The organism is Pontibacillus sp. HMF3514 (assembly GCF_009858175.1).
Taxonomy (GTDB): Bacteria; Bacillota; Bacilli; order Bacillales; family BH030062; genus Pontibacillus.
On record NZ_CP047393.1, the window covers coordinates 1,698,650 to 1,721,403 of the forward strand.

Annotated in this window: 18 protein-coding genes; 17 read left to right on the forward strand and 1 reads right to left on the reverse strand. The window is 40.2% G+C overall.

Annotated elements, in window-relative coordinates:
* The first annotated feature begins 97 nt into the window (after positions 1-97).
* From GS400_RS08825 to GS400_RS08865, 9 genes are read left to right on the forward strand one after another with little or no spacing between them, the layout of a single operon-like run.
* Positions 98-1,018 (forward strand): aspartate carbamoyltransferase catalytic subunit, encoded by a 921-nt coding sequence (locus GS400_RS08825; RefSeq protein WP_160100967.1) that lies wholly within the window; start codon positions 98-100, stop codon positions 1,016-1,018.
* Complete coding sequence (locus GS400_RS08830) at positions 978-2,273, forward strand: dihydroorotase (RefSeq protein ID WP_160100969.1); 1,296 nt, start codon at positions 978-980, stop codon at positions 2,271-2,273. The genes GS400_RS08825 and GS400_RS08830 overlap by 41 nt, the downstream gene beginning before the upstream one ends.
* Positions 2,248-3,357, forward strand: a complete 1,110-nt coding sequence (locus GS400_RS08835; RefSeq protein ID WP_160100971.1) for a carbamoyl phosphate synthase small subunit — start codon at positions 2,248-2,250, stop codon at positions 3,355-3,357. The genes GS400_RS08830 and GS400_RS08835 overlap by 26 nt, the downstream gene beginning before the upstream one ends.
* Positions 3,336-6,539: a carbamoyl-phosphate synthase large subunit gene (gene carB / locus GS400_RS08840; RefSeq protein WP_160100973.1), complete on the forward strand. Its 3,204-nt coding sequence runs from the start codon at positions 3,336-3,338 to the stop codon at positions 6,537-6,539. Before GS400_RS08835 ends, carB begins: the two co-directional genes overlap by 22 nt.
* Positions 6,533-7,300, forward strand: coding sequence for a dihydroorotate dehydrogenase electron transfer subunit (locus GS400_RS08845; RefSeq protein ID WP_160100975.1), 768 nt, complete (start codon positions 6,533-6,535; stop codon positions 7,298-7,300). The genes carB and GS400_RS08845 overlap by 7 nt, the downstream gene beginning before the upstream one ends.
* A complete protein-coding gene (locus tag GS400_RS08850; protein WP_160100977.1) occupies positions 7,300-8,241 on the forward strand; it encodes a dihydroorotate dehydrogenase in 942 nt (313 codons plus the stop codon). Before GS400_RS08845 ends, GS400_RS08850 begins: the two co-directional genes overlap by 1 nt.
* Positions 8,207-8,953 (forward strand): orotidine-5'-phosphate decarboxylase, encoded by a 747-nt coding sequence (gene pyrF, locus GS400_RS08855; RefSeq protein ID WP_370519772.1) that lies wholly within the window; start codon positions 8,207-8,209, stop codon positions 8,951-8,953. The genes GS400_RS08850 and pyrF overlap by 35 nt, the downstream gene beginning before the upstream one ends.
* Complete coding sequence (gene pyrE, locus GS400_RS08860) at positions 8,916-9,557, forward strand: orotate phosphoribosyltransferase (RefSeq protein ID WP_160100979.1); 642 nt, start codon at positions 8,916-8,918, stop codon at positions 9,555-9,557. Before pyrF ends, pyrE begins: the two co-directional genes overlap by 38 nt.
* A 45-nt stretch (positions 9,558-9,602) precedes the next feature.
* Positions 9,603-9,902, forward strand: a complete 300-nt coding sequence (locus GS400_RS08865; RefSeq protein WP_160100981.1) for a DUF6903 family protein — start codon at positions 9,603-9,605, stop codon at positions 9,900-9,902.
* 798 nt (positions 9,903-10,700) lie between these two features.
* Here GS400_RS08865 and GS400_RS08870 read toward each other — a convergent pair.
* Complete coding sequence (locus GS400_RS08870) at positions 10,701-12,407, reverse strand: Rqc2 family fibronectin-binding protein (protein WP_160100983.1); 1,707 nt, start codon at positions 12,405-12,407, stop codon at positions 10,701-10,703.
* A 258-nt stretch (positions 12,408-12,665) separates the two neighbouring features.
* On the opposite strand from GS400_RS08870, the gene GS400_RS08875 reads away from it, so the two are divergent.
* The 8 genes from GS400_RS08875 to priA all read left to right on the forward strand — a co-directional run bounded on the left by GS400_RS08875 (position 12,666) and on the right by priA (position 22,739).
* Positions 12,666-15,323, forward strand: a complete 2,658-nt coding sequence (locus tag GS400_RS08875) for a calcium-translocating P-type ATPase, SERCA-type (RefSeq protein ID WP_160100985.1) — start codon at positions 12,666-12,668, stop codon at positions 15,321-15,323.
* 187 nt (positions 15,324-15,510) lie between these two features.
* Positions 15,511-16,800: an NCS2 family permease gene (locus GS400_RS08880; RefSeq protein ID WP_160100987.1), complete on the forward strand. Its 1,290-nt coding sequence runs from the start codon at positions 15,511-15,513 to the stop codon at positions 16,798-16,800.
* A gap of 163 nt (positions 16,801-16,963) precedes the next feature.
* Positions 16,964-17,845 carry a YicC/YloC family endoribonuclease gene (locus tag GS400_RS08885; protein ID WP_160100989.1) on the forward strand — a complete coding sequence of 294 codons (882 nt, stop codon included), beginning with the start codon at positions 16,964-16,966 and terminating at the stop codon, positions 17,843-17,845.
* 68 nt (positions 17,846-17,913) lie between these two features.
* Positions 17,914-18,177 (forward strand): extracellular matrix/biofilm regulator RemA, encoded by a 264-nt coding sequence (gene remA / locus GS400_RS08890; protein WP_027448232.1) that lies wholly within the window; start codon positions 17,914-17,916, stop codon positions 18,175-18,177.
* 10 nt (positions 18,178-18,187) lie between these two features.
* The gene (gene gmk / locus GS400_RS08895) at positions 18,188-18,805 is read left to right on the forward strand and encodes a guanylate kinase (RefSeq protein WP_160100991.1); all 618 of its coding nucleotides are present in this window, start codon (positions 18,188-18,190) and stop codon (positions 18,803-18,805) included.
* Complete coding sequence (gene rpoZ, locus GS400_RS08900; protein ID WP_160100993.1) at positions 18,805-19,014, forward strand: DNA-directed RNA polymerase subunit omega; 210 nt, start codon at positions 18,805-18,807, stop codon at positions 19,012-19,014. The genes gmk and rpoZ overlap by 1 nt, the downstream gene beginning before the upstream one ends.
* A gap of 111 nt (positions 19,015-19,125) precedes the next feature.
* Positions 19,126-20,331, forward strand: a complete 1,206-nt coding sequence (gene coaBC, locus GS400_RS08905; RefSeq protein WP_160100995.1) for a bifunctional phosphopantothenoylcysteine decarboxylase/phosphopantothenate--cysteine ligase CoaBC — start codon at positions 19,126-19,128, stop codon at positions 20,329-20,331.
* Positions 20,328-22,739 (forward strand): primosomal protein N', encoded by a 2,412-nt coding sequence (gene priA / locus GS400_RS08910; RefSeq protein WP_160100996.1) that lies wholly within the window; start codon positions 20,328-20,330, stop codon positions 22,737-22,739. Before coaBC ends, priA begins: the two co-directional genes overlap by 4 nt.
* The last annotated feature ends 15 nt before the right edge of the window (positions 22,740-22,754 follow it).

Consider the following 22,754-nt stretch of genomic DNA (forward strand, 5'->3'; position numbering starts at 1 on the left):
TGACGTACCTAAATTTAGATGCGCCAAACTGTACCAGCACTCTTTCAAAACAAAGGGTGCTGGTTTTTTTATACCCAATAAGAGAGGGGAGCTTGTCTTGAAACATATCCTTCGTATGTCAGACCTAACAAATGAAGATCTCTATAGATTGTTCGATCAAGCAGACAAAGCTAAAGACAACAACCTTCATGTAAACCAACAAGCATTTGTAGCAAATTTATTTTTTGAGCCGAGTACGCGAACGAAAACGAGTTTTGAGGTAGCGGAAAAAAAGCTCGGACTTGAGACACTCGATTTTACTTCTGAGTCTTCAAGTGTTCAAAAAGGGGAGTCCCTCTATGATACGGTTCGAACATTTGAGGCATTAGGAGCTAATGCAGTTGTGATAAGGCATGAAAAAGAAAACTATTACAATGAACTGCTAGAGGGTGTCTCCATCCCCATCATCAATGGAGGAGATGGAAAAGGTGAACATCCAACACAAAGCTTGCTTGACCTCTACACGATTTATAAAGAGTATGGTTATTTTGAAGGGCTCACGGTCGTGATAGCTGGAGATATCAAGCATAGCCGCGTAGCAAGATCAAACGCCTATATCCTTGACCGATTAGGAGCAAACGTTTCTTTCACAGGACCTGAAAGCTGGCAGGATAAAAGCTTAGCTTTTCCATACCTGCCGATGGATGAGGCTGTGGAACAATGTGATGTCCTCATGATGTTACGCATACAAGAAGAACGTCATCAAGATCGTATCAACAATAAACAAGGTTACCTAGAACAATTCGGTTTAACACTAGAAAGAGAAAAACGAATGAAGCCTAGAAGTATCATTTTGCATCCAGCTCCAGTCAACAGGGGAGTTGAGATTGCAAGTGAATTGGTTGAATGTAGCCGATCTCGTATTTTTCAGCAGATGACTAACGGGGTGTACGTTCGGATGGCTGCTTTAGAGCATGTATTAAGAGGAGGAACTGAGGATGAAAAAACTACTGAAACAAGCACGCATCTTTCAAGGTAATGAATTAGTAGAGACCAATGTTCTGATTGAAAACGATCGAGTTCAAGCTTTTACGAATGATGAGCCACAAGTAGATGAGGTCATCAATTGTAAAGGGCACCTTTTATCACCAGGTTTTGTTGATATTCATGTCCACCTACGCGAGCCAGGTGGGGAAACAAAAGAAACCATATCTACTGGTACAGCAGCTGCTGCACGCGGGGGGTTCACAACTGTTTGTGCTATGCCGAATACACGACCTGTCCCTGATAATGAAGAGAACATGCAACATGTGCTGGACCGAATTCAAGAAGATGCAAACGTAAGAGTTTTACCATACGCCTCTATAACAACAAGACAGCTTGGTCAGGATCTTACACCGATGGCTACACTGCAACAGATGGGAGCGGTCGCTTTTACAGATGATGGGGTAGGCGTGCAATCAGCAGGTATGATGCTTGAGGCCATGAAAACAGCTTCCTCTTTAAATGCTTCAATCGTTGCTCACTGTGAAGATAACTCTCTTATTCAAGGTGGCGTGATACATCAAGGTGAAGCGAGTAAACGTCTTAATGTCCCAGGGATTCCATCTATTTGTGAATCTGTTCAAATTGCTAGAGACGTATTATTGGCCGAAGCTACAGGTTGTCACTATCACGTTTGCCACGTGAGTACAAAAGAGTCGGTGCGTGTCATCCGTGATGCTAAAACAGCAGGTATTCCGGTTACTGCGGAAGTGACTCCGCATCACCTTGTCCTAACAGAAGATGATGTTGAAGCGGACAATGCGATGTTTAAAATGAATCCTCCACTACGTTCGCAGGGGGATCGTGAGGCATTAATTGAAGGGTTAGTTGATGGAACCATCGATTGCATCGCGACAGATCACGCTCCGCATACAGAGGAAGAAAAGCAAGAAGGACTTCTTAAATCTCCTTTTGGCATTGTAGGTTTTGAAACGGCATTCTCCCTATTGCATACACACTTGGTTCAAAAGGGCGTATGCAGCCTAAAAGAACTAATCGACTGGCTAACGGTTAAACCAGCTAACATATTTAATCTACCATATGGAAAGCTTGAAGAAGGTTCTACAGCGGATTTGGTATTACTAGATTTGGAGAAAAACGTAAAAATAGATCGAAACGAATTTTTATCAAAAGGAAAAAACACGCCATTCCATGGATGGGAAGTTACTGGAGCTCCAGTGTGGACGATGGTTGCAGGTGAATTTATATGGGAGGGATCAACAAATGAAAACACGTCAACTCGTGCTTGAAGATGGAACAACATTTATAGGAAATGCAATAGGAAGTGATGAAGAATCATTTGGTGAAGTCGTATTTAACACAGGTATGACAGGGTATCAGGAAATCATTTCAGACCCGTCGTATTGTGGGCAAATCGTTACGCTAACATATCCTATGATCGGTAACTATGGTATTAACCGAGAAGATTTTGAGTCCATTGATCCGTCCATTAATGGCCTTGTAGTAAGAGAAGCATGTTCAGCTCCAAGTAACTTTCGCTCGCAGGAATCCTTGGATACATTCTTGAAGGCTAAAAACATTCCTGGAATTAGTGGGATCGATACAAGAAAACTCACAAAAGTTCTACGAAAACATGGGACGATGAAAGGGATGTTCACAGCTGTAGACCGATCTGCTGAAGAGGTAGTAGCTGAACTCCAAGATCGTCCTTTACGAAAAGATCAAGTGTCTATGGTATCGACGATCAAGCCTTATGTTGTACCAGGCAGAGGTGAGCGCATTGTACTCGTCGACTACGGAATGAAGCATGGGATTTTAAGAGAGTTAACCAAGCGCAATTGTCACATTACCGTAGTCCCATATAATACATCAGCTGAAGAGATCCTTCACTTGAATCCAGATGGCGTTATGCTTTCAAACGGCCCTGGAGATCCCAAAGATGTCAAGGGAGCGATCGAAATGTTGAAAGGGATTATAGGGAAGATCCCAATCTTTGGCATTTGTTTAGGTCACCAGCTTTTCGCTTTAGCTTGTGGAGCAGATACAAGCAAGATGAAGTTTGGACACAGGGGATCGAACCATCCTGTTAAAGACCATGCAACTGGAAGGGTTTATATGACATCTCAAAACCATGGGTATGCAGTAGATGAAACGTCTTTACAGTCTACTCCTCTTATTTCAACCCAATATGCGTTGAACGACGGAAGTGTAGAAGGGTTAAAACATAAAGAGTATGATGCTTTTTCTGTACAATATCACCCTGAAAGTGCACCAGGACCTGAAGACTCTAACAACTTATTTGATGAGTTTCTTAATATGATTCAGACGAACATTAGAAGGGAGCGAGAAGCATGCCGAAGCGTACAGATATAAAGAAAATTCTCGTAATAGGATCAGGACCCATCATTATAGGCCAAGCTGCTGAATTTGACTACTCTGGAACTCAAGCTTGCCAATCATTAAAAGAAGAAGGATATGAAGTCATTTTAGCAAACTCTAATCCAGCTACGATTATGACGGATCAAACGATTGCTGATGAAGTGTATATGGAACCATTAACAGTAGACTTTTTAGCCAAAATCATTCGTAAAGAAAATCCGGATGCTCTCCTTCCAACCTTAGGTGGACAGACAGGATTAAATCTTGCTGTTGAATTAGAGGAAGCTGGCGTTCTTAATGAGTTTAACGTAGAGTTACTCGGAACTTCTTTAAGTGCTATCCAGCAAGCTGAAGATCGTGAAAAATTCCGTTCTCTTATGGGTGAATTAAATGAACCTGTGCCAGATAGTACGATTGTAAGTACGGTAGAAGAGGCTGTGGATTTTGCAGATGAGATTGGTTACCCAGTCATTGTTCGTCCGGCATACACAATGGGCGGAACTGGTGGTGGCATGTGTTACACAGAAGAAGAGTTACGTAACATTGCCGCTAGTGGTCTGCATTTATCCCCCGTCCAACAATGTTTAATTGAGAAAAACATTGCAGGCTTTAAAGAGATCGAATATGAAGTAATGCGTGATAAACAAGATCATGCCATTGTGGTTTGTAACATGGAAAACTTTGACCCTGTTGGCATTCATACAGGGGACTCAGTGGTTGTTGCTCCAAGTCAGACACTTAGCGATCGTGAGTACCAGTTGCTACGTAATGCATCCTTGAAAATCATTCGCGCACTTGAGATTGAGGGGGGATGTAACGTTCAACTAGCTCTAGACCCTCACAGTTTCCAATATTACATCATCGAAGTGAACCCAAGGGTAAGTCGTTCATCTGCACTAGCATCTAAAGCAACTGGCTATCCAATTGCGAAAATCGCTGCGAAGATCGCCGTTGGATTAACGCTTGATGAAATGAAAAATCCGGTTACAGAACAAACATATGCTTGCTTTGAACCTGCACTTGACTATATTGTAACCAAAATTCCTCGTTGGCCTTTTGATAAGTTCATTCAAGGACATCGTGTATTAGGAACGCAGATGAAAGCGACAGGGGAAGTTATGGCGATTGGAAGATCCTTTGAAGAGTCCCTTTTAAAAGCAGTAAGGTCTCTTGAGATTGGAACAGAGGAACTTTATATCGAAGAAATGAAAGACCTTAGTAAGGAAGAAATGGACCATCGTCTTCAAAAAGCAGATGATGAGCGTCTGTTTGTGCTTGCAGAAGCATTTAGAAGAGGGTACTCCGTTGAGCAAGTGGTAAGCCTTACGCAAATCGATCCTTTCTTCCTCACCAAGATTCATGCGCTTATATCTCTTGAGAATGAGTTAAGTGATAACCTGTGGGATCCACACCTCCTTAAACAGGCGAAAGAAAAAGGCTTATCAGACATTGCGTTGGCAAGACTATGGAACACAACCGAAGATGAAGTTTACGAATATAGGAAAAATCAAATGTGCGCCCCTGTTTACAAAATGGTAGACACGTGTGCTGCAGAATTTGAATCTACCACACCTTATTTCTATAGCACGTATGAAGAAGAAAATGAAGCAGAGAGATCATCACGTGAAAAAGTACTTGTTTTAGGTTCTGGACCGATTCGAATTGGGCAAGGTGTAGAGTTTGACTATGCCACAGTCCACTCTGTACTTGCTTTAAAAGAAGCGGGTTACGAAGCCATTATCATGAACAACAACCCAGAAACCGTATCAACAGACTTTAGTATTTCTGACAAACTTTACTTTGAACCACTTAGTCTAGAAGATGTTATGCATGTTGTCGAAAATGAACAGCCAATGGGTGTCATTGTCCAGTTTGGCGGTCAAACAGCTATCAATCTAGCAGACGGATTAGCAAGAAGAGGTGTAAAACTACTGGGGACTTCTCTTGAAGCGATTGATCGCTCCGAAGACCGAGATAAATTTGAACACACGCTTTCTAAAATTGGCGTCCCTCAACCACAAGGCGTCACAGCTACAAGTACGGAAGAAGCTATTGAAACATCCGAATGCTTAGGATTCCCTCTTGTAGTCCGACCATCCTATGTGCTTGGTGGAAGAGCGATGGAGATTGTTTATGATAAAGAAGAGCTCAAACGATACATGGCTGAAGCGGTACGCGTTCATGCTGATCATCCGGTTTTAATTGATCGTTATATGACAGGGATTGAAATCGAAGTAGATGCCATTAGTGACGGAGATACAGTCGTGATCCCTGGAGTTATGGAACATATCGAACGTGCTGGTGTTCACTCAGGTGACTCTATTGCTGTATATCCAACGCAACGAATTTCTCCTGAAATGAAACAACGTTGTGTGGATTACACCATTCGAATTGCAAAAGAACTAGGCATTAAAGGATTAATTAATATTCAGTTTGTTCTTCATAACGATGAAGTTTATGTACTTGAAGTGAATCCAAGATCAAGTCGTACAGTTCCATTCTTAAGTAAGATCACAGGTGTAACGATGGCTAATCTAGCAACCAAAGTGATATTAGGAAACAAACTAACGGACTTCGGTCTACAAGACGGGGTAATGCCAGAACCAGATGATGTTTTTGTAAAAGTTCCAGTATTCTCTTTTGATAAATTACGCAGTGTAGACACGTACCTTGGACCTGAAATGAAATCAACAGGGGAAGTTATTGGTCGAGATGTAACATTAGAAAAAGCTTTATATAAAGGATTAACCGCATCAGGTATCCATATCCCAACTGCAGGATCTGTCCTTTTAACGATTGCAGATCAGGATAAAAGTGAGCTATTAGAGATTGCTACACGTTTCCATCAGTTAGGATTTAATCTATATGCAACAGAAGGAACAGGGCAAGTGATATCTGATGAAGGGCTTCCAATCAACATTGTCGATAAAATTGGAGAAGGAGACTATACGGTCCTAGATGTAGTAGAGAACGAAACAGTCCAATTTGTTGTAAATACTTTAACGAATGGTACACAACCACGTACAGATGGATTCCGCATTCGACGTGAATCGGTTGAACATGGCATTCCTTGCTTAACATCTCTTGATACAGCACATGCCATTCTACGTGTAATTGAATCTATGACGTTTACGGCGAAATCAATGCCGAAACAAGAGGTAGGGGTACCATGCTAAAGCCACAAAACATGCAAGTCTTGCAAAACAAAAAAATAGCTCAAGATACATTTGAATTAAAATTAACAGGACCTCAAGTTCAAGATATGACTCAACCAGGACAATTTTTACACGTCATGATCGGAGAGGGCTGGGAGCATGTACTCCGTCGCCCTCTTTCCATCACTGATGTAGAGCACCATGTCGTGACGGTAATCTATAAAATTGTTGGAAAGGGTACGAGAGCACTAACTGAAAAGAAACAAGGAGATTCGGTTGATGTTTTAGGTCCAAGAGGAAACGGATTTCCTTATCAAACAAATGAAGACCAACATATTCTCCTCGTTGGAGGAGGCGTTGGTGTGCCGCCATTATACTATCTTGCTAAGAAACTAGTAGCTCAAGGAAATAAAGTGACAACAGTTCTTGGATTCCAAACATATTCAGCAGTCTTTTATGAAAAAGAATTTCAGGGGTTAGGAGATCTCTTTATCACAACTGATGATGGTAGCTATGGTCATAAAGGGATTGTTACTGATGTTTTTGAGCGTATAGAGAAGCCATTTGACCTTTACTATACATGTGGTCCGAAGCCGATGATAAAAGCCGTTACAAATGAACTTATGATCCCTGGTTTTATGTCATTAGAAGAACGTATGGGTTGTGGGATTGGTGCATGTTTTGCCTGTGTATGTGAAGCGGCTGATACTCATGATGAGAAAGGGTATCGAAAAGTATGTCAGGATGGCCCTGTATTTCCAGTAGAAGAGGTGATGTTGTAATGGATTTGTCCGTAAAACTTCCAGGACTAACATTAAAAAATCCAATAATGCCAGCCTCAGGATGCTTTGGTTTTGGGCGTGAATTCAGTGAGTTTTATGATCTGGACAAATTGGGTGCGATTGTTATCAAAGCAGCAACTAAAGAGCGCCGCTATGGAAACCAGACGCCTCGAGTGGCAGAGACGTCTTCAGGGATGCTGAATGCAATTGGCTTACAAAATCCTGGAGTTGATAAGATCATCTCGCAAGAACTACCTTTTCTTGAGCGTTTTGATACACCTGTCATTGCGAATGTCGCAGGTAGTACAGTTGAAGAGTACATTGAGGTTGCTTCAAAGCTTTCCGAATCCCCTAGAGTTCAGGCGTTAGAATTAAACATTTCCTGCCCGAATGTTAAGGAGGGAGGTATTCAATTTGGAACTGATCCAGAACTTGCTGCTGCCTTAACGAGATCGGTAAAGGAAGCTTCGAAACTACCAGTTTACGTGAAACTGTCCCCAAACACATCAGACATTAAAAGAATGGCGTTGTCTGTTGAAGAGGCAGGAGCAGATGGTCTTTCCATGATAAATACGCTTGTAGGAATGCAATTAAACTTACAAAAAGGAGATCCTTTACTCTCTAATAAAACAGGTGGCCTATCGGGACCTGCGATCAAACCGATTGCGATTCGTATGATTTACGAGGTTTCACAAATCGTGAGTATTCCCATCATTGGGATGGGGGGAGTGACTTGCGCTGAGGATGTATTGGAATTTTTATTAGCAGGTGCAAGTGCGGTTGCTGTGGGTACAGCAAACTTTAGAAACCCGTTAATATGTCCTGAAATCATTGAAGAGTTACCTCAAACCTTATCGGACTATGGATACAGTTCTCTAGAAGAATGTATGGGAAGGAGTTGGAAACATGTTGAAGAACAATCCTCTATTTCTCGCTCTTGATTTTCCGGATGGAGATAAGGCTATTAACTTTTTGCAAGCTCATAACCTTTATCAGGTCCCAGTAAAAGTGGGGATGGAGTTATATTATCAAGAAGGTCCATCTATTATTGGTAGATTAAAAGATCAGGGACATCCAATTTTTTTAGATTTGAAACTACACGATATTCCAAACACAGTGAAGAAAGCTATGAAAGGTATGGCATCTTTAGGTGTTGATGTAATCAATGTTCATGCTGCTGGTGGGAAAGAAATGATTAATGCAGCACAACAAGGACTAGAAGAGGGGACGCCAACTGGAGAAAAAAAACCTAAACTCCTTGCTGTTACACAACTTACCTCAACGAGTTCGCAGGTTCTTATGGATGAATTATTAATCTCAAAAAGTATGGAAGAAACGGTAAGTCATTATGCTAAGTTATCTCGTGATGCTGGTGCGGATGGAGTTGTGTGTTCCGTTCATGAAGCTGATTGGATTCATACTCTATGTGGAGATGATTTTATGACTGTCACGCCAGGAATTCGGTTAAAAGGAAATGCAATTGACGATCAGATACGCATTGCTACTCCGGAAGAAGCGAGGAAGCGTGGGGCTGATGCAATCGTAATAGGTCGTAGCATTACGAATTCACAAGATCCAAAAGCAGCCTATGCTGAGGCAAAAAAGGAGTGGGAAGATGAGAAGAGAACAACAAGTAGCCAAAGTTTTATATGATATAAATGCACTTCAATTAAGTCCTAAGAAACCGTTCCAGTGGTCTTCAGGAATACTTTCTCCTGTTTATTGTGATAATCGTTTAGTGATGAGCTATGTGGATGTACGTAAAACTGTAACAAGAGAACTAGCTAATACAATAAAAGAGGATTTCCCTGAAGTAGAAGTTATAGCTGGTTGTGCCACAGCTGGCATTCCTCATGCTGCTTTCGTAGCTGATCAATTAAATTTGCCAATGGTATATGTACGTGATAAGGCAAAGAGCCATGGTAAACAAAACCGTATTGAAGGGCATATAGAAGAGGGACAAAAAGTAGTGGTCATAGAAGATTTAATTTCCACTGGAAAAAGTTCTATTCAAGCAGCTAAAAGTTTACAAGATGAAGGCTTGAATGTTCTAGGAGTTTCAGCCATCTTCACTTATGGGTTAAAAAAAGCTGAGCAAGCTTTCCAACAAGAATCCCTTCCACATGTTGCGTTAACGAACTTTGCTGAGCTGCTGACTTATATGACGGATCATGGTCACTTGGAGCTTGAAGAGAAAGAGCGACTTATGCAATGGAGTGAAGATCCGAATGCGTTTTCCTTAACATACCAGTCTTGAGAACCTTGCCATTTTCAGTAAGCAAGTGTACAATCATGACAAAGCATGAATCCTAAAGGCAGTGATACGAATATGTCCTTCAAAAGACAAGCTTTGATTATGGTTGGTAATGCAGTGATTGGATTATTTACATGTTATTTATATTTGTATTTTTGGATTGCATTTTCCTTTAATGGTTCGATCATTAGTATAGAAGCATTAATGAGCCTGTTGATTTCTCTGTTAGTATTTGGAGTATTTAACGCTCTTGTGATCAAAGAGCATAAAAAAGTAGGCTGGATCTATGCTGCCACTACTTATATCGGAACCATAGCACTATTTATTTTGATATTCTCAGTTTCGTAATAGATATATAAATGATAAGTTAACACGATAAATTATTCTAAATTATAGGATACCCAGAGATCATTATGATCTCTGGTTTTTATTTTATAAAAGGTTTTTTATGTTAAATGTTATTCAATTAAATGGCAGGATTGTTGAAGACTTGAAACTGAGAAGAGTCCGTTGCTGTTGAGTAATTTGTTGCGGTCAGTGAAACGGCAAGCCTGTTGTTGCCCCACACGACGTGGGGTAGTTCTACGTTGCCACATGATGTGGCGGTTTTAGTAGAACCTCCATTGTATAGCCTCCTCGTTCCTGCGGGGTCTCGTCTTGCCTTTGCTACCACGACAGTTTGCCGTTTCCTTCCCTCCACGCGATTATGGAAACTAACGGACCATAATTTGGCTATCCCACCTCATGTTGGTTGGAAATCATATTCAGAGAAGTTGTTCAGAGCCTTGTCATGATAGGGTTATACTACCTGGAATCAGAACACCTCATCCCAAAACTAAGGCGGTTCCGTTAATCTCCATTCGGCTAAGGTGGGCTGTGGAACGGGTTGACTCCTCCGGTAGAAAGGGCGAGCGAGATCCCGCAGGAACGAAGTGACGAGGAAGCTCGATCGGTCTTCCGGGGAAAGCAACCCGTTCCACAGCCCGCCGATCTGCACAAAAGCAACGGAACCATACGCACATTATCTCGATTCCAAGTCTTCCAGATAAGGGGGCTTTAGTTGAAGAATAGTCTAAAAGCTCAGTTAAAAAGCAGTTCAATCAAGGTTATTGATTGAACTGCTTTTCCCATTGTAAGTCTTTTCGTTTACGCTTTTAATGATCGGATGATCGCTTCGTCTGGTGTTACAAATAACGTTTTTTGATTGTCGTACGTTACAAAGCCTGGTTTGGCACCGCTTGGTTTTTTAACATGACGAATTTTTGTATAGTCCACCGGCACGGATGATGAGGCTTTTGATTTACTAAAATAGGCTGCTAATTGAGCTGCTTCTAAAAGGGTATCCTCGCTCGGTTCACTGCTCCGAATAACAACGTGAGATCCAGGGATATCTTTCGTATGAAGCCACGTATCCTCTTTATGAGCCATTTTATTCGTAACATATTCGTTTTGCTTATTGTTTTTCCCAACCAGAATCGTTGTACCGTCTGTTGACTGATACGTTTCTGGTTGTGGGACGTGTGGTTTTTTCTTTTTCTTCTTTTGTTCTGGTTTTGCTTTAAGATACCCTTCTTCTCGCAATTCTTCACGCATTTCTTCAATGTCTTCTTCACGAGCTGAATCAATCTGTTGAAGTAGCTGTTCAAAATATCGAATTTCTTGTTTTGCTTTCTCAATCTCTTGTAAAACCACTTCACCTGATTTCTTCATTTTTTGGTAGGTTTGGAAATAGGCCTGAGCATTTTCGCTTGGCGTTTTATTTGGGTTTAACTCGATAGTGAGTTCTGATTGTTCAGGGTCGTAGTAATCCACTACAGTTACAGACTCATCGCCAGGCTTCACTAAGTGCATGTGAGCAGTAAGAAGTTCACCGTATCGTTGATATTGATCAGCTTGTTCGGCTTTCTTTAAGGTTTCGTGGTGTTTCTTTATTTTACGTTCATTTTTCTCTTTTTCATTTTTCATAAAGCGTGCTAAGTCACCAGCTTGTTGCTTCACTCGATCACGTTCAGCTTTACCAGAATAATAAGCATCGAGCATAGCGCTTACTGTTTTGAATGTTTCAGGCTCAGCACCTTTAGATTGCAGTGGGACCACATAAAAGATTTCCTTAGGGTCACGGATGATTAATGGTGTGTATTCATGGTTGAGCAAGGTGGATTTAACATCCTCAAACACTTGCTTGTACTTTTCTGATGATCCGAGTCGTGCTCTATAGGCGATTTCAGTCGCAATCATAGGAGAGAAACCCATTAATATCCCCATAATTTGTTTGTCCATTTTACCAGCATTAAAATCAAGCTTTTTAACGAACTGTTCACTGTCTAGCTTGAGCGGGTTCGTTTTTCCTTGCCTAGGTGGTAAAACGTATGAATGGCCTGGCAGTAATGTTCGGTGGCGGTTTTGAGCTGGGGAGATGTGTTTAATGCTGTCTAAAATCATCTCGCGCTCTTGATCTACGAGGAGTATATTACTGTGTTTCCCCATAATTTCTACAACAAGCGTTTTGGTTTTTTCGTCACCAATTTCATCTTTTCCTCTAACGTTTATACGAATGATACGTTCCATTTCTTCTTGTTCGATGGATTCAATAAATCCACCGACTAAATGCTTACGCAGAAGCATACAAAACATTGGCGGTTCTTTAGGGTTTTGAAAGCTCATATCTGTATTGTGCATACGTGCATAGGAGGGGTGGGCTGAGATTAATAAGGAATGATTTTTACCTCCGCTACGTACCGTAAATACAAGCTCTGTTTGTGTTGGTTGATAGATCTTCATAATTCTTCCGGGAGTTAACGTCTGTTCTAATTCATGAGTTACCGCCCGGGTGACAACTCCATCAAATGACATGGTAATCACCTCGCAGTTATCTATTATAGCATGTTTCAAGTACGCTTTGGTATTGAGAAGGGAGTAGGTACCTTTTGTGCTCTTTGAAAAATAAATAGACAGAACTATTTAATCTTCTTTTGGATATAACCCGCTACGTTTATAGCTGCTTAGTACTTCATTCTTCAAGTGATAACTTTCCATCAAAGACTTTCTAGCATTTTCTTGGACGAGTTTGAATAAGTATAAGACAGAATTTCATACTTGGAGGAATGTAGCGTGAAATGGTATCAGTATGAAACAGAAAGCTTAGCAAGAAAACTCGCTGTAAACATACGAGAAGGCTTGTCGGAAAAACAAGCAGAGGAACGGTTGTCCAAATTTGGGCCTAATGTTTTAGAGGAGGGGTCAGCAACAAACTGGCTCATTCTATTTTTTCGCCAATTTCAAGATTTTATGGTCCTGGTTCTATTAGCCGCAACACTAATATCAGGATTACTAGGAGAGTATGTAGATGCAATAGCAATTATGGCCATTGTGTTTATTAATGGTGTTCTTGGTTTCATACAGGAGCAAAAGGCAGAGAAATCTCTTTCTAAATTAAAAGAGTTGTCTGCACCCCAAGCTTCCGTTTTGCGAGATGGCGAATGGAGAAAGGTGCCTTCTTCAGAACTCGTGGTGGGAGATGTTGTGAAAATCTCTAGTGGAGATCGTGTTAGTGCAGATCTCCGTTTGGTTGATGTGAAATCTCTGGAAATGGAGGAATCATCTCTTACTGGTGAGTCCTTACCTGTAGCCAAAAACGCAAAGGAGCTAGCTGATGAAAATGTAGAAATAGGCGATCAGTTAAATATGGCTTTTTCAGGCACCCTGGTTACTAGAGGGAGTGGAGTGGGGGTAGTTGTTGGTACTGGAATGAATACAGCTATGGGGCAAATTGCTTCTATGCTCGTGAGTACAGAACGCGTTCAAACACCGCTTGAGCGCAAGCTTGCTGAATTAGGGAAAATCTTAATTATTACTGCACTATTATTAACTGCATTTGTAGTTGTTCTTGGTGTCATTCAAGGTCATCCACTTTATAACATGTTCCTTGCTGGTGTTTCACTCGCTGTAGCAGCTATACCAGAAGGATTGCCTGCTATTGTAACGGTAGCCTTATCACTAGGTGTACAAAGGATGATTAAAAAACGTGCCATTGTTCGTAAACTCTCAGCAGTAGAGACGTTAGGTTGTGCATCTGTGATCTGTTCGGACAAGACAGGAACGATGACAGAAAACCAAATGACGGTGAAACAAGCTTTTACTTTATCTGATCGTTTTCATGTTTCAGGTGAAGGATACGATATAGATGGAAGCTACTATGACGGTGAACATAAAGTGAATCCGATGGAAGTTCCACTTATGCGTGATATGTTAACATACGGTGCTTTATGTAATCACTCAACCCTTCGTCAGAAAGATAACCAATATTATATAGATGGAGATCCGACTGAAGGAGCTTTACTTGTTGCTGCAAGAAAAGCAGGGGTTGCTGAAAAGGATCTTTCTTCCTATACAGTCATACATGAAATCCCGTTTGATTCTGACCGTAAACGAATGAGCATGGTCGTGGAGGATGACCAGCGTAATCGTTTTGTCATCACAAAAGGGGCACCTGATGTTTTATTACCGAGAGTCAAATATGTGAGAACCGATAGTGGACAGGCGCCAATTAAACCTAAAGATGAGAGAAAGATAGAGAATGCTCTTTATGAAATGGCTGATGGTGCATTACGAACCATTGCGATTTGTATCAAACCTTTAAAACCGACAGATTCCTTAAAAGATTTTGAATTAGAGAAGAATCTAGTTTTTGTAGGACTCACAGGGATGATCGACCCACCTCGAAAAGAAGTGAAACAAGCAATACGAGAGTGTAAAGAAGCGGGGATTAAAACGGTCATGATAACAGGTGATCATGCCAAAACAGCACGAGCTATTGCCTTAGACCTTAACCTTATGCCAGAGGATGGTTTGGTTCTGGAAGGGAATCAGCTTAGCACGATGTCACAAACAGAACTTGAAGATATCATTGATGACGTCTATGTATTTGCTCGTGTAACACCTGAACATAAATTACGTATTGTGAAAGCCTTCCAAAAACAAGGGCATGTCGTAGCGATGACAGGCGACGGTGTAAATGATGCGCCTGCGATTAAAGCGAGTGATATAGGTATTGCAATGGGGAGAAGTGGGACGGATGTTGCGAAAGAATCTTCATCTCTCATATTACTAGATGATAACTTTGCAACGATCAAATCTGCCATTCATGAAGGACGTAACATCTATGAAAACATACGGAAGTTTATTCGATACTTACTAGCTTCGAACGTTGGAGAAATTTTGGTTATGTTATTCGCCATGTTGTTAGCACTTCCTTTACCGCTAGTTCCGGTTCAAATTTTATGGGTGAATCTAGTTACGGATGGTTTACCGGCCATGGCGTTAGGGTTGGATAAATCTGAAGGAAACGTTATGCAGCGCGCCCCTCGAAACCCTAAAGAAGGAATTTTTTCAAGAGGTCTTGGCTTTAAAATTATTTCCCGTGGTTTCATGATTGGAATCGTGACGTTAATTGCATTTATGCTGGCGTATCAAGGGGATCCTGAACATTTACGTTATGGTCAGACAGTTGCATTTACTACGTTAGTCATGGCACAGCTTATTCATGTTTTTGATTGCCGTAGTGATCGTTCGGTTTTTGCCAGAAATCCTTTTTCAAACTTGTACCTTGTAGGAGCAGTTATTTCGTCTATATTATTACTTATGGTTGTTATTTATTATCAACCACTACAAGACGTGTTCCATACAATGAATTTAGGTTTTAGAGATTGGATCTTCATACTAGCACTAAGTGCAATACCTACTGCTTTGTTTGGCTATACGAAAAAATAAGAGATTAAATACTAAATGCATTTTGCTTAAAAGGGCTTGAACTTATTCAAGCTCTTTTTTTATGTTCGATATCAGCTTTTTATACTAATTACAAAGATTTTTCATAGAAAACCATTGAAAAACTACCTAAAAGCGAATATTATAATAATTGTTTGTTATTAATATTCGTAAAAGTTAGGTGTTGACCATGAATAAGTTTTTTAGATTGCAAGAAAATAACACGAACATCCGTACAGAAGTGAACGCAGGTATTACAACATTTTTAACCATGCTTTATATCATCGTTGTAAACCCAGCTATTTTAAGCGCTGCAGGTGTGCCGTCTGGTCAAGTATTTATGGCAACAATTATTTCAGCGATTGTCGGGACTGGATTAATGGCACTCCTCGCCAACTACCCGATCGCTATCGCACCCGGAATGGGATTAAACGCATATTTTGTAACGGTCGTAATGGAAAATGGCTTTTCTTATGATATTGTATTTGGAGCCGTATTTGTTGCGGGTGTATTATTCCTCGCTTTAAGTTTAACGAATATCCGAGAAATGCTCATTGAAGCGATTCCTAATTCATTGAAGTTTGGGATTACATCAGGTATTGGACTATTTATAGCTTTTTTGGGACTAAAGTTTGCAGGGATTATTGTTCCTAGTGAGACAAATATGGTTACGCTTGGTGATTTGCAAGCACCGACTACGATCCTCGCCATTGTAGGTTTATTTATTACGCTTACATTAATGGCACGCAACGTTAAAGGAGCTCTATTCTTCGGTATGATCGCAACAGCTATTATTGCGATGTTTATGGGGGACCTTAAGTTTGATGGTGTGGTATCAGCACCACCTGTGCCAACATTTTTTGATATGAATCTAGCTGGTGTGTTTTCAGAAGGGTTATTTGCTGTTGTATTTGCTTTTCTTCTTGTGACGATTTTTGATACAACTGGGACGTTAATTGGTGTTGCCGAGCAAGCTAACTTCATGAAAAATGGTAAATTACCGAAAGCGAAATCAGCTTTAATGGCAGATGCTGTAGCTACAACAGTTGGTTCAACACTTGGTACAAGCCCTTCAACGGCTTACATTGAGTCAACATCAGGCGTTACAGCAGGTGGTCGTACAGGTTTAACATCGGTTGTTGTTGCAGGACTGTTCTTCCTATCTATGTTTTTCTCCCCATTCATAGGAGCGATTGCAGGCGTATCTGCGATTACAGCACCTGTGTTAATCATTGTGGGTTGTTTTATGATGGAGGGACTTTCTCGTGTTGACTGGAGAACATTTGATGAGGCATTTCCAGCTTTCATCATTATTTTGACGATGCCTCTAACTTCAAGTATTGCAACAGGTATTGCTATGGGCTTTATCACATATCCGTTACTAAAACTTGTTAGTGGAAAAGGAAAACAAGTTCATTGGTTACTCTATGTATTTGGATTTCTGTTCCTTATCCAGCTTGTTTTCTTTCCAATGCATTAAAAATAACGTTAGTTTGAGCTGTTCGCTTTTGCGACAGCTCTTTTTCTGTGGTACTGTAATATTCATTGAATTCATCATTACACGATTTACAAAGGTAAAGTGTTGAATTTCATGATAAACTACCTATAGATAAGAAAACCGAATAGAAACGGAAGTGATACGAATGGTTAAAAGTATGACAGGCTATGGACGTAGTATTAAACAACTGGATGACACAACGATTACAGTTGAGATTCGAACCGTCAATCATCGCTTTTTAGATATGTCTGCCAAGATGCCTCGGTCACTTTTATATTTAGAGGATTCAATCAAGAAAATTATTCAAAAGGATTTTCAAAGAGGTCGTGTTGATGTATATGTTACCCTTGAAGGTTCAGGGCTGACAACCAGGACTTTAAATGTTGATTGGGATCTGATGGATCAATTCATTACACAAATAAAAACAGCTCAAGAACGCTATCAGTTGCAAGGTGAAGTATCTTTTCAAAATTTAACCGAAATGAACGATTTGTTTACAGTTCAAGAACAAGAGGAACATGAAGATCAAGTGAAAATAGCAATTCTTGAAGCCGTTAAAGAATCAACTGAACAAGTTCGTGAAATGCGATTACAAGAAGGACATGCCTTACGAGAGGATATGGATAATAGATTGTCTGTAATTAAAAGCACAGTTGAAAATCTTGAATCTCGACGGGATATTGTCATTGAAGAAACCAGAGAACGCATCAAAAGTCGTATTGAGGAATACACCCAAGAAGAATTGCGAGATCAGGACTCACGTATCATACATGAAGTTGGTTTGCTTGCTGAGAAAGGTGATATTGCAGAAGAGATCACGCGCATGTTTAGTCATGTCAATCAGTTTCGTCAAACTTTACATGATAAAGGGGCAATTGGACGCAAATTAGATTTTATTGTCCAAGAGATGAACCGTGAATCCAACACAGTAGGCTCAAAATCAACCGATGCAAAAATCAGTGAATGGGTTGTATTATTAAAGAGTGAGATAGAAAAAATAAAAGAACAAGTACAAAATGTTGAATAATGATTGTGTTTTCTTTAAAATTTTTCATATAATTATAGTATTGGCATTACATCGAAGGAGGAGCCATTTTGAGCTTACGACTAATCAACATAGGATTTGGTAACGTTGTATCAGCAAATCGAATTATTTCGATCGTTTCACCAGAAAGTGCACCAATTAAGCGGATTATTACGGTGGCACGTGACAATAATAAACTGGTAGATGCTACATATGGCCGCCGTACCCGCGCGGTTATTATTACTGATAGTGATCATGTTGTCTTATCGGCTGTTCAACCTGAGACAGTTGGAGGTCGAGTGATTAGTCACGAGGACATGTCAGAGGAAGGGTAGGAGCATTATTGTGATTGATGAGAAAGGCATTTTATTTATACTCTCTGGACCATCTGGTGTAGGGAAAGGAACGGTTCGTAAATCGTTATTTGAAAAAGATACGGATTTAAAATATTCCATTTCCATGACAACACGCCCTCCACGTGAAGGTGAAGTTGATGGAGAAGATTATTTCTTTAAAACAAAAGAGGAATTTGAAGATCTAATTGCGAATAAACAATTGATTGAATATGCCCAATACGTGGGAAACTATTACGGAACACCTAAAGAATACGTTCAGCAACAACTAGATGCTGGGAATGACGTATTTTTAGAAATTGAAGTTCAAGGTGCTCTTCAAGTAAAAGAAAACTTCCCAGAAGGTGTATTTGTCTTTTTAATCCCACCAAGTTTAGAGGATTTAAAAGATCGTATCATCGGTAGAGGTACTGAAACAGAAGACTTAGTTACGAATCGCTTAGCAGCTGCGAAAGAGGAGATCGAAATGATGGACTACTACGATTACGTAGTCGTTAACGACCAAGTTGACACGGCTGTTCAAACGGTCCAGTCCATTGTTCGTAGTGAACATTGCAAGCGTGAGCGTGTTGCGATTCAGTATAAAAAAGCATTGGAGCGTGATGAATAATGATGTTAGAACCATCCATTGATAAGTTAATGCAAAATATTAATTCCAAGTATACGTTAGTTACGTTATCTGCACGTCGTGCGCGACAAATGCAAGAAACGAAAAAGTATCTTATTGAGGATTATGATTCAGAAAAGTATGTTGGTATTGCTCTTGAAGAAGTGAATCAAGGGAAACTATACTACTCCGTAGATGAAGACGCAGAATAACAACCTACTCAGGTTGTTATTTTTGTTTGTTGGGGGCACACCAAAGGATCAGACCGAATTATATATGGATCCTTATGTAGTATTTCTTAATCAGAATAGGAGCGACTAAATATGCTTAAAGGAAAAAATGTATTACTAGGGGTGTCAGGTGGGATCGCGGCCTATAAAGCTTGTGCATTAACTAGTAAGCTTGTTCAGGCTGGTGCGAATGTAACTGTGGTGATGACAAAGAGTTCACAGGAGTTCGTAACCCCTCTAACCTTTCAAGCGCTATCACGAAATCCGGTCTATACGGATACATTTGATGAAAAGATACCTGAGCAAATCGCACACATTGATATTGCAGATTGGGCTGATTTAATTGTGTTAGCTCCTGCTACAGCAAATTTACTTGGTAAAGTTGCAAATGGTATCGCAGATGATATGCTAACGACAACATTACTGGCATCAGTTGCACCTGTATATGTAGCACCTGCTATGAATGTACATATGTATGCTCACCAGGCTGTACAGGATAACCTTAAACGACTAGAAAGCTTTGGGTATCGTTTTATTGAACCAGGTGATGGCTATCTAGCATGTGGATATGTTGGAAAAGGTCGATTAGAAGAGCCTGAAACTATTGTGAGTGTTTTAGAAAAGTCTGAGGAATCATCGTCTTTGTTAAAAGGTAAGCGTGTGCTGATTACAGCAGGACCTACTCATGAAGAAATCGATCCTGTGCGCTTTTTTACAAACCACTCTTCAGGGAAGATGGGCTATGCGTTCGCAAAACAAGCAACTTTATTAGGTGCAGAAGTTATTTTGGTCTCTGGACCGACAAACTTGGATCCTCCAAAAGGAGTTAACGTTATTCAAGTCCATTCAGCTCATGAAATGTATGAACGTGTTTTAGAACATTACGAAGAACAGGACATCATTATAAAAGCAGCAGCAGTTGCGGATTATAAACCAAAACATACTTATGATCAGAAGATGAAGAAAAAAGACGGAAACCTTGTGATTGAAATGGAGCGTACTCAGGATATTTTAAAAGCGCTTGGCGAAAGGAAACAACATCAGTTTTTAGTAGGTTTTGCTGCAGAAACGCAAGATCCTTATCTTTACGGAAAACAAAAGTTAGAAAAGAAAAATCTTGATGCCATCGTTGTAAACAATATTTCATCAGAAGGTGCAGGGTTTGGAGGCGATACAAATATCGTAAGCTATCTGAACAGACAGGGTGAACAAAAAGACTATCCACTTTTATCAAAGGACGAAGTAGCTTATGAAATTTTGCATCGTATATTGGATGATTTAAAGGATGTTCAGAAGTGAAGATAGCTCGTGTCATAGTTGATGTGCCAACAAGTCAAACAAACCGTCTTTTCGATTATCGTATCCCTGAACATCTGGAATCTGTTGTGGGACGAGGGATGCGGGTTGTGATTCCTTTTGGCCCTAGAAAAATTATGGGGTTTGTGATTGATGTGACGGGTGAGACCAAATTAGATAAATTGAAAGATATTGTCGATGTTATGGATTTCACCCCGGTCCTTACAAACGAACTCATTGATTTGGGTAAATGGATTTCTGAAACGACGCTATGTCTATACATAACTGCCTTTCAAGCCATGCTTCCTCAAGTACTTAAGGCAAAATATAAAAAAGAGTTGTGGCTACTTGCTGAAGAGGAAGAACTAAATGATGAACTAGCTAAGCTTTTCGCAGGAAGAGCGGTTATTTCTTATGAGGATTTACAAGAGTCTACTGTTTCTTATAGGCAGGTTCAAAAAGGAATTCAGGACGGTCTGTTAGAGGTTCAATACAAAGTTAAAGGTCGAGAAACCAAAAAGACGGAAACATTTATAGCCCCCGCTGTAGATGTTATGAAATTAGAAGAGGCTTATGAAGACCTTTCTAAAGGTGCTAAAAAGCAAAGGTTGATCCTTTCCTACTTTTTAGAGAATACAGAAGAAGTACACCGGAGAAAGCTATTAGAGGTTTTATCGACTACAACAGCTTCTCTAAAACCTTTAATAGAAAAAGGTCTTCTCGAAGAAGTTCATAAAGAGGTATACCGTGACCCATACCAAGATCGGGAGTATGAGCGAACAACACCATTTGATTTAACAGAAGAACAAGCGGGAGCCATTGAACCCATTTTACAATCGATTGAACATAAAGAACACCACACATTTCTATTACATGGTGTGACAGGTAGTGGTAAGACAGAGGTGTACTTACAATCCATTCAAAAGGTGATAGACAAAGGGAAAGAAGCGATTGTTCTTGTGCCTGAAATTGCTCTTACACCTCAAATGGTGGAAAGGTTTAAAGGTAGGTTTGGTTCTAAGGTTGCTGTGCTGCACAGTGCCCTTTCTTACGGTGAAAAATATGATGAGTGGCGTAAAGTACAACGAAAAGAAGTTCAAGTGGTTGTAGGAGCTCGTTCTGCCATTTTCGCTCCTTTTGAAAATGTCGGTATTATTATTATTGATGAAGAGCATGAATCGAGCTACAAACAAGAGGATTATCCTCGTTATCACGCAAGAGATGTGGCGATTAAAAGAGGGGAACACCACCATTGTCCTGTTGTACTAGGAAGTGCTACCCCTACATTAGAATCTTTCGCAAGAGCAAAGAAGGACGTCTATAAGCTCTTGAGCCTAAAGAAGCGTATGAATGAACAAGCGATGCCTGAAGTAGAGAAGGTTGATATGCGAGAAGAACTGCGTGCAGGCAATAGATCAATGTTTTCACATGTTCTACACGAAAAAATATTAGACCGCATCCAAAAAGGGGAACAAGTGGTCTTGTTTTTAAATAGACGTGGCTATTCGACATTTGTAATGTGTAGAGATTGTGGTCATGTTATGGAATGTCCGCATTGTGATATTGCTTTAACATATCATCGCCGAAGCGAACGGTTAAAATGTCACTATTGCTCTTATGAAGAAGCCATGCCTACCATTTGCCCTTCTTGTGAGAGTGATTCCATTCGTTATTTTGGTACGGGTACACAAAAGGTAGAAGAATCATTAGGACAGCTAATTCCTGAGGCAAGAATTATTCGGATGGATGTCGATACAACAAGAAGAAAAGGTGCCCATGAACGTTTGTTGACTCAATTTGCAAATCAGGAAGCAGATATATTACTTGGAACACAAATGATTGCAAAAGGGTTAGACTTTGCTAACGTCACATTAGTAGGGGTGTTAGCAGCCGATGCTTTACTGCATTTACCTGACTTCCGTTCATCTGAAAAAACGTTCCAGCTATTAACGCAAGTAAGTGGACGCGCGGGACGTCACAAGCTACCTGGTGAAGTTATTGTGCAAAGCTATACACCAGAACATTATAGCATTGAGCTCGCGAGCCAATATGATTATGACGCATTTTTCTTGAAAGAAATGCAAATGAGAAAGATGTTTCAATATCCACCTTATTATTTTTTAGTGCTTCTCACCGTATCTCATCCAAATCAGATGTACACGATGGATATTACGAAGCAGATGGGTCAGTATTTACGGAACCATTTATCGGACAACTCAATTATACTTGGCCCGACACCATCGCCTTTGACACGGATCAAGGATAGATATCGATATCAATGCATGATAAAATATAGAGATGAACCATCGTTGTTAAAAATTATGAATCGACTGTTTCAAATACATGAAGATGCTATACAAAACAATGATTTACAAATTACGATTGATTTTCAACCATACCAGCTAATGTAAGGAGTGAGATATCCG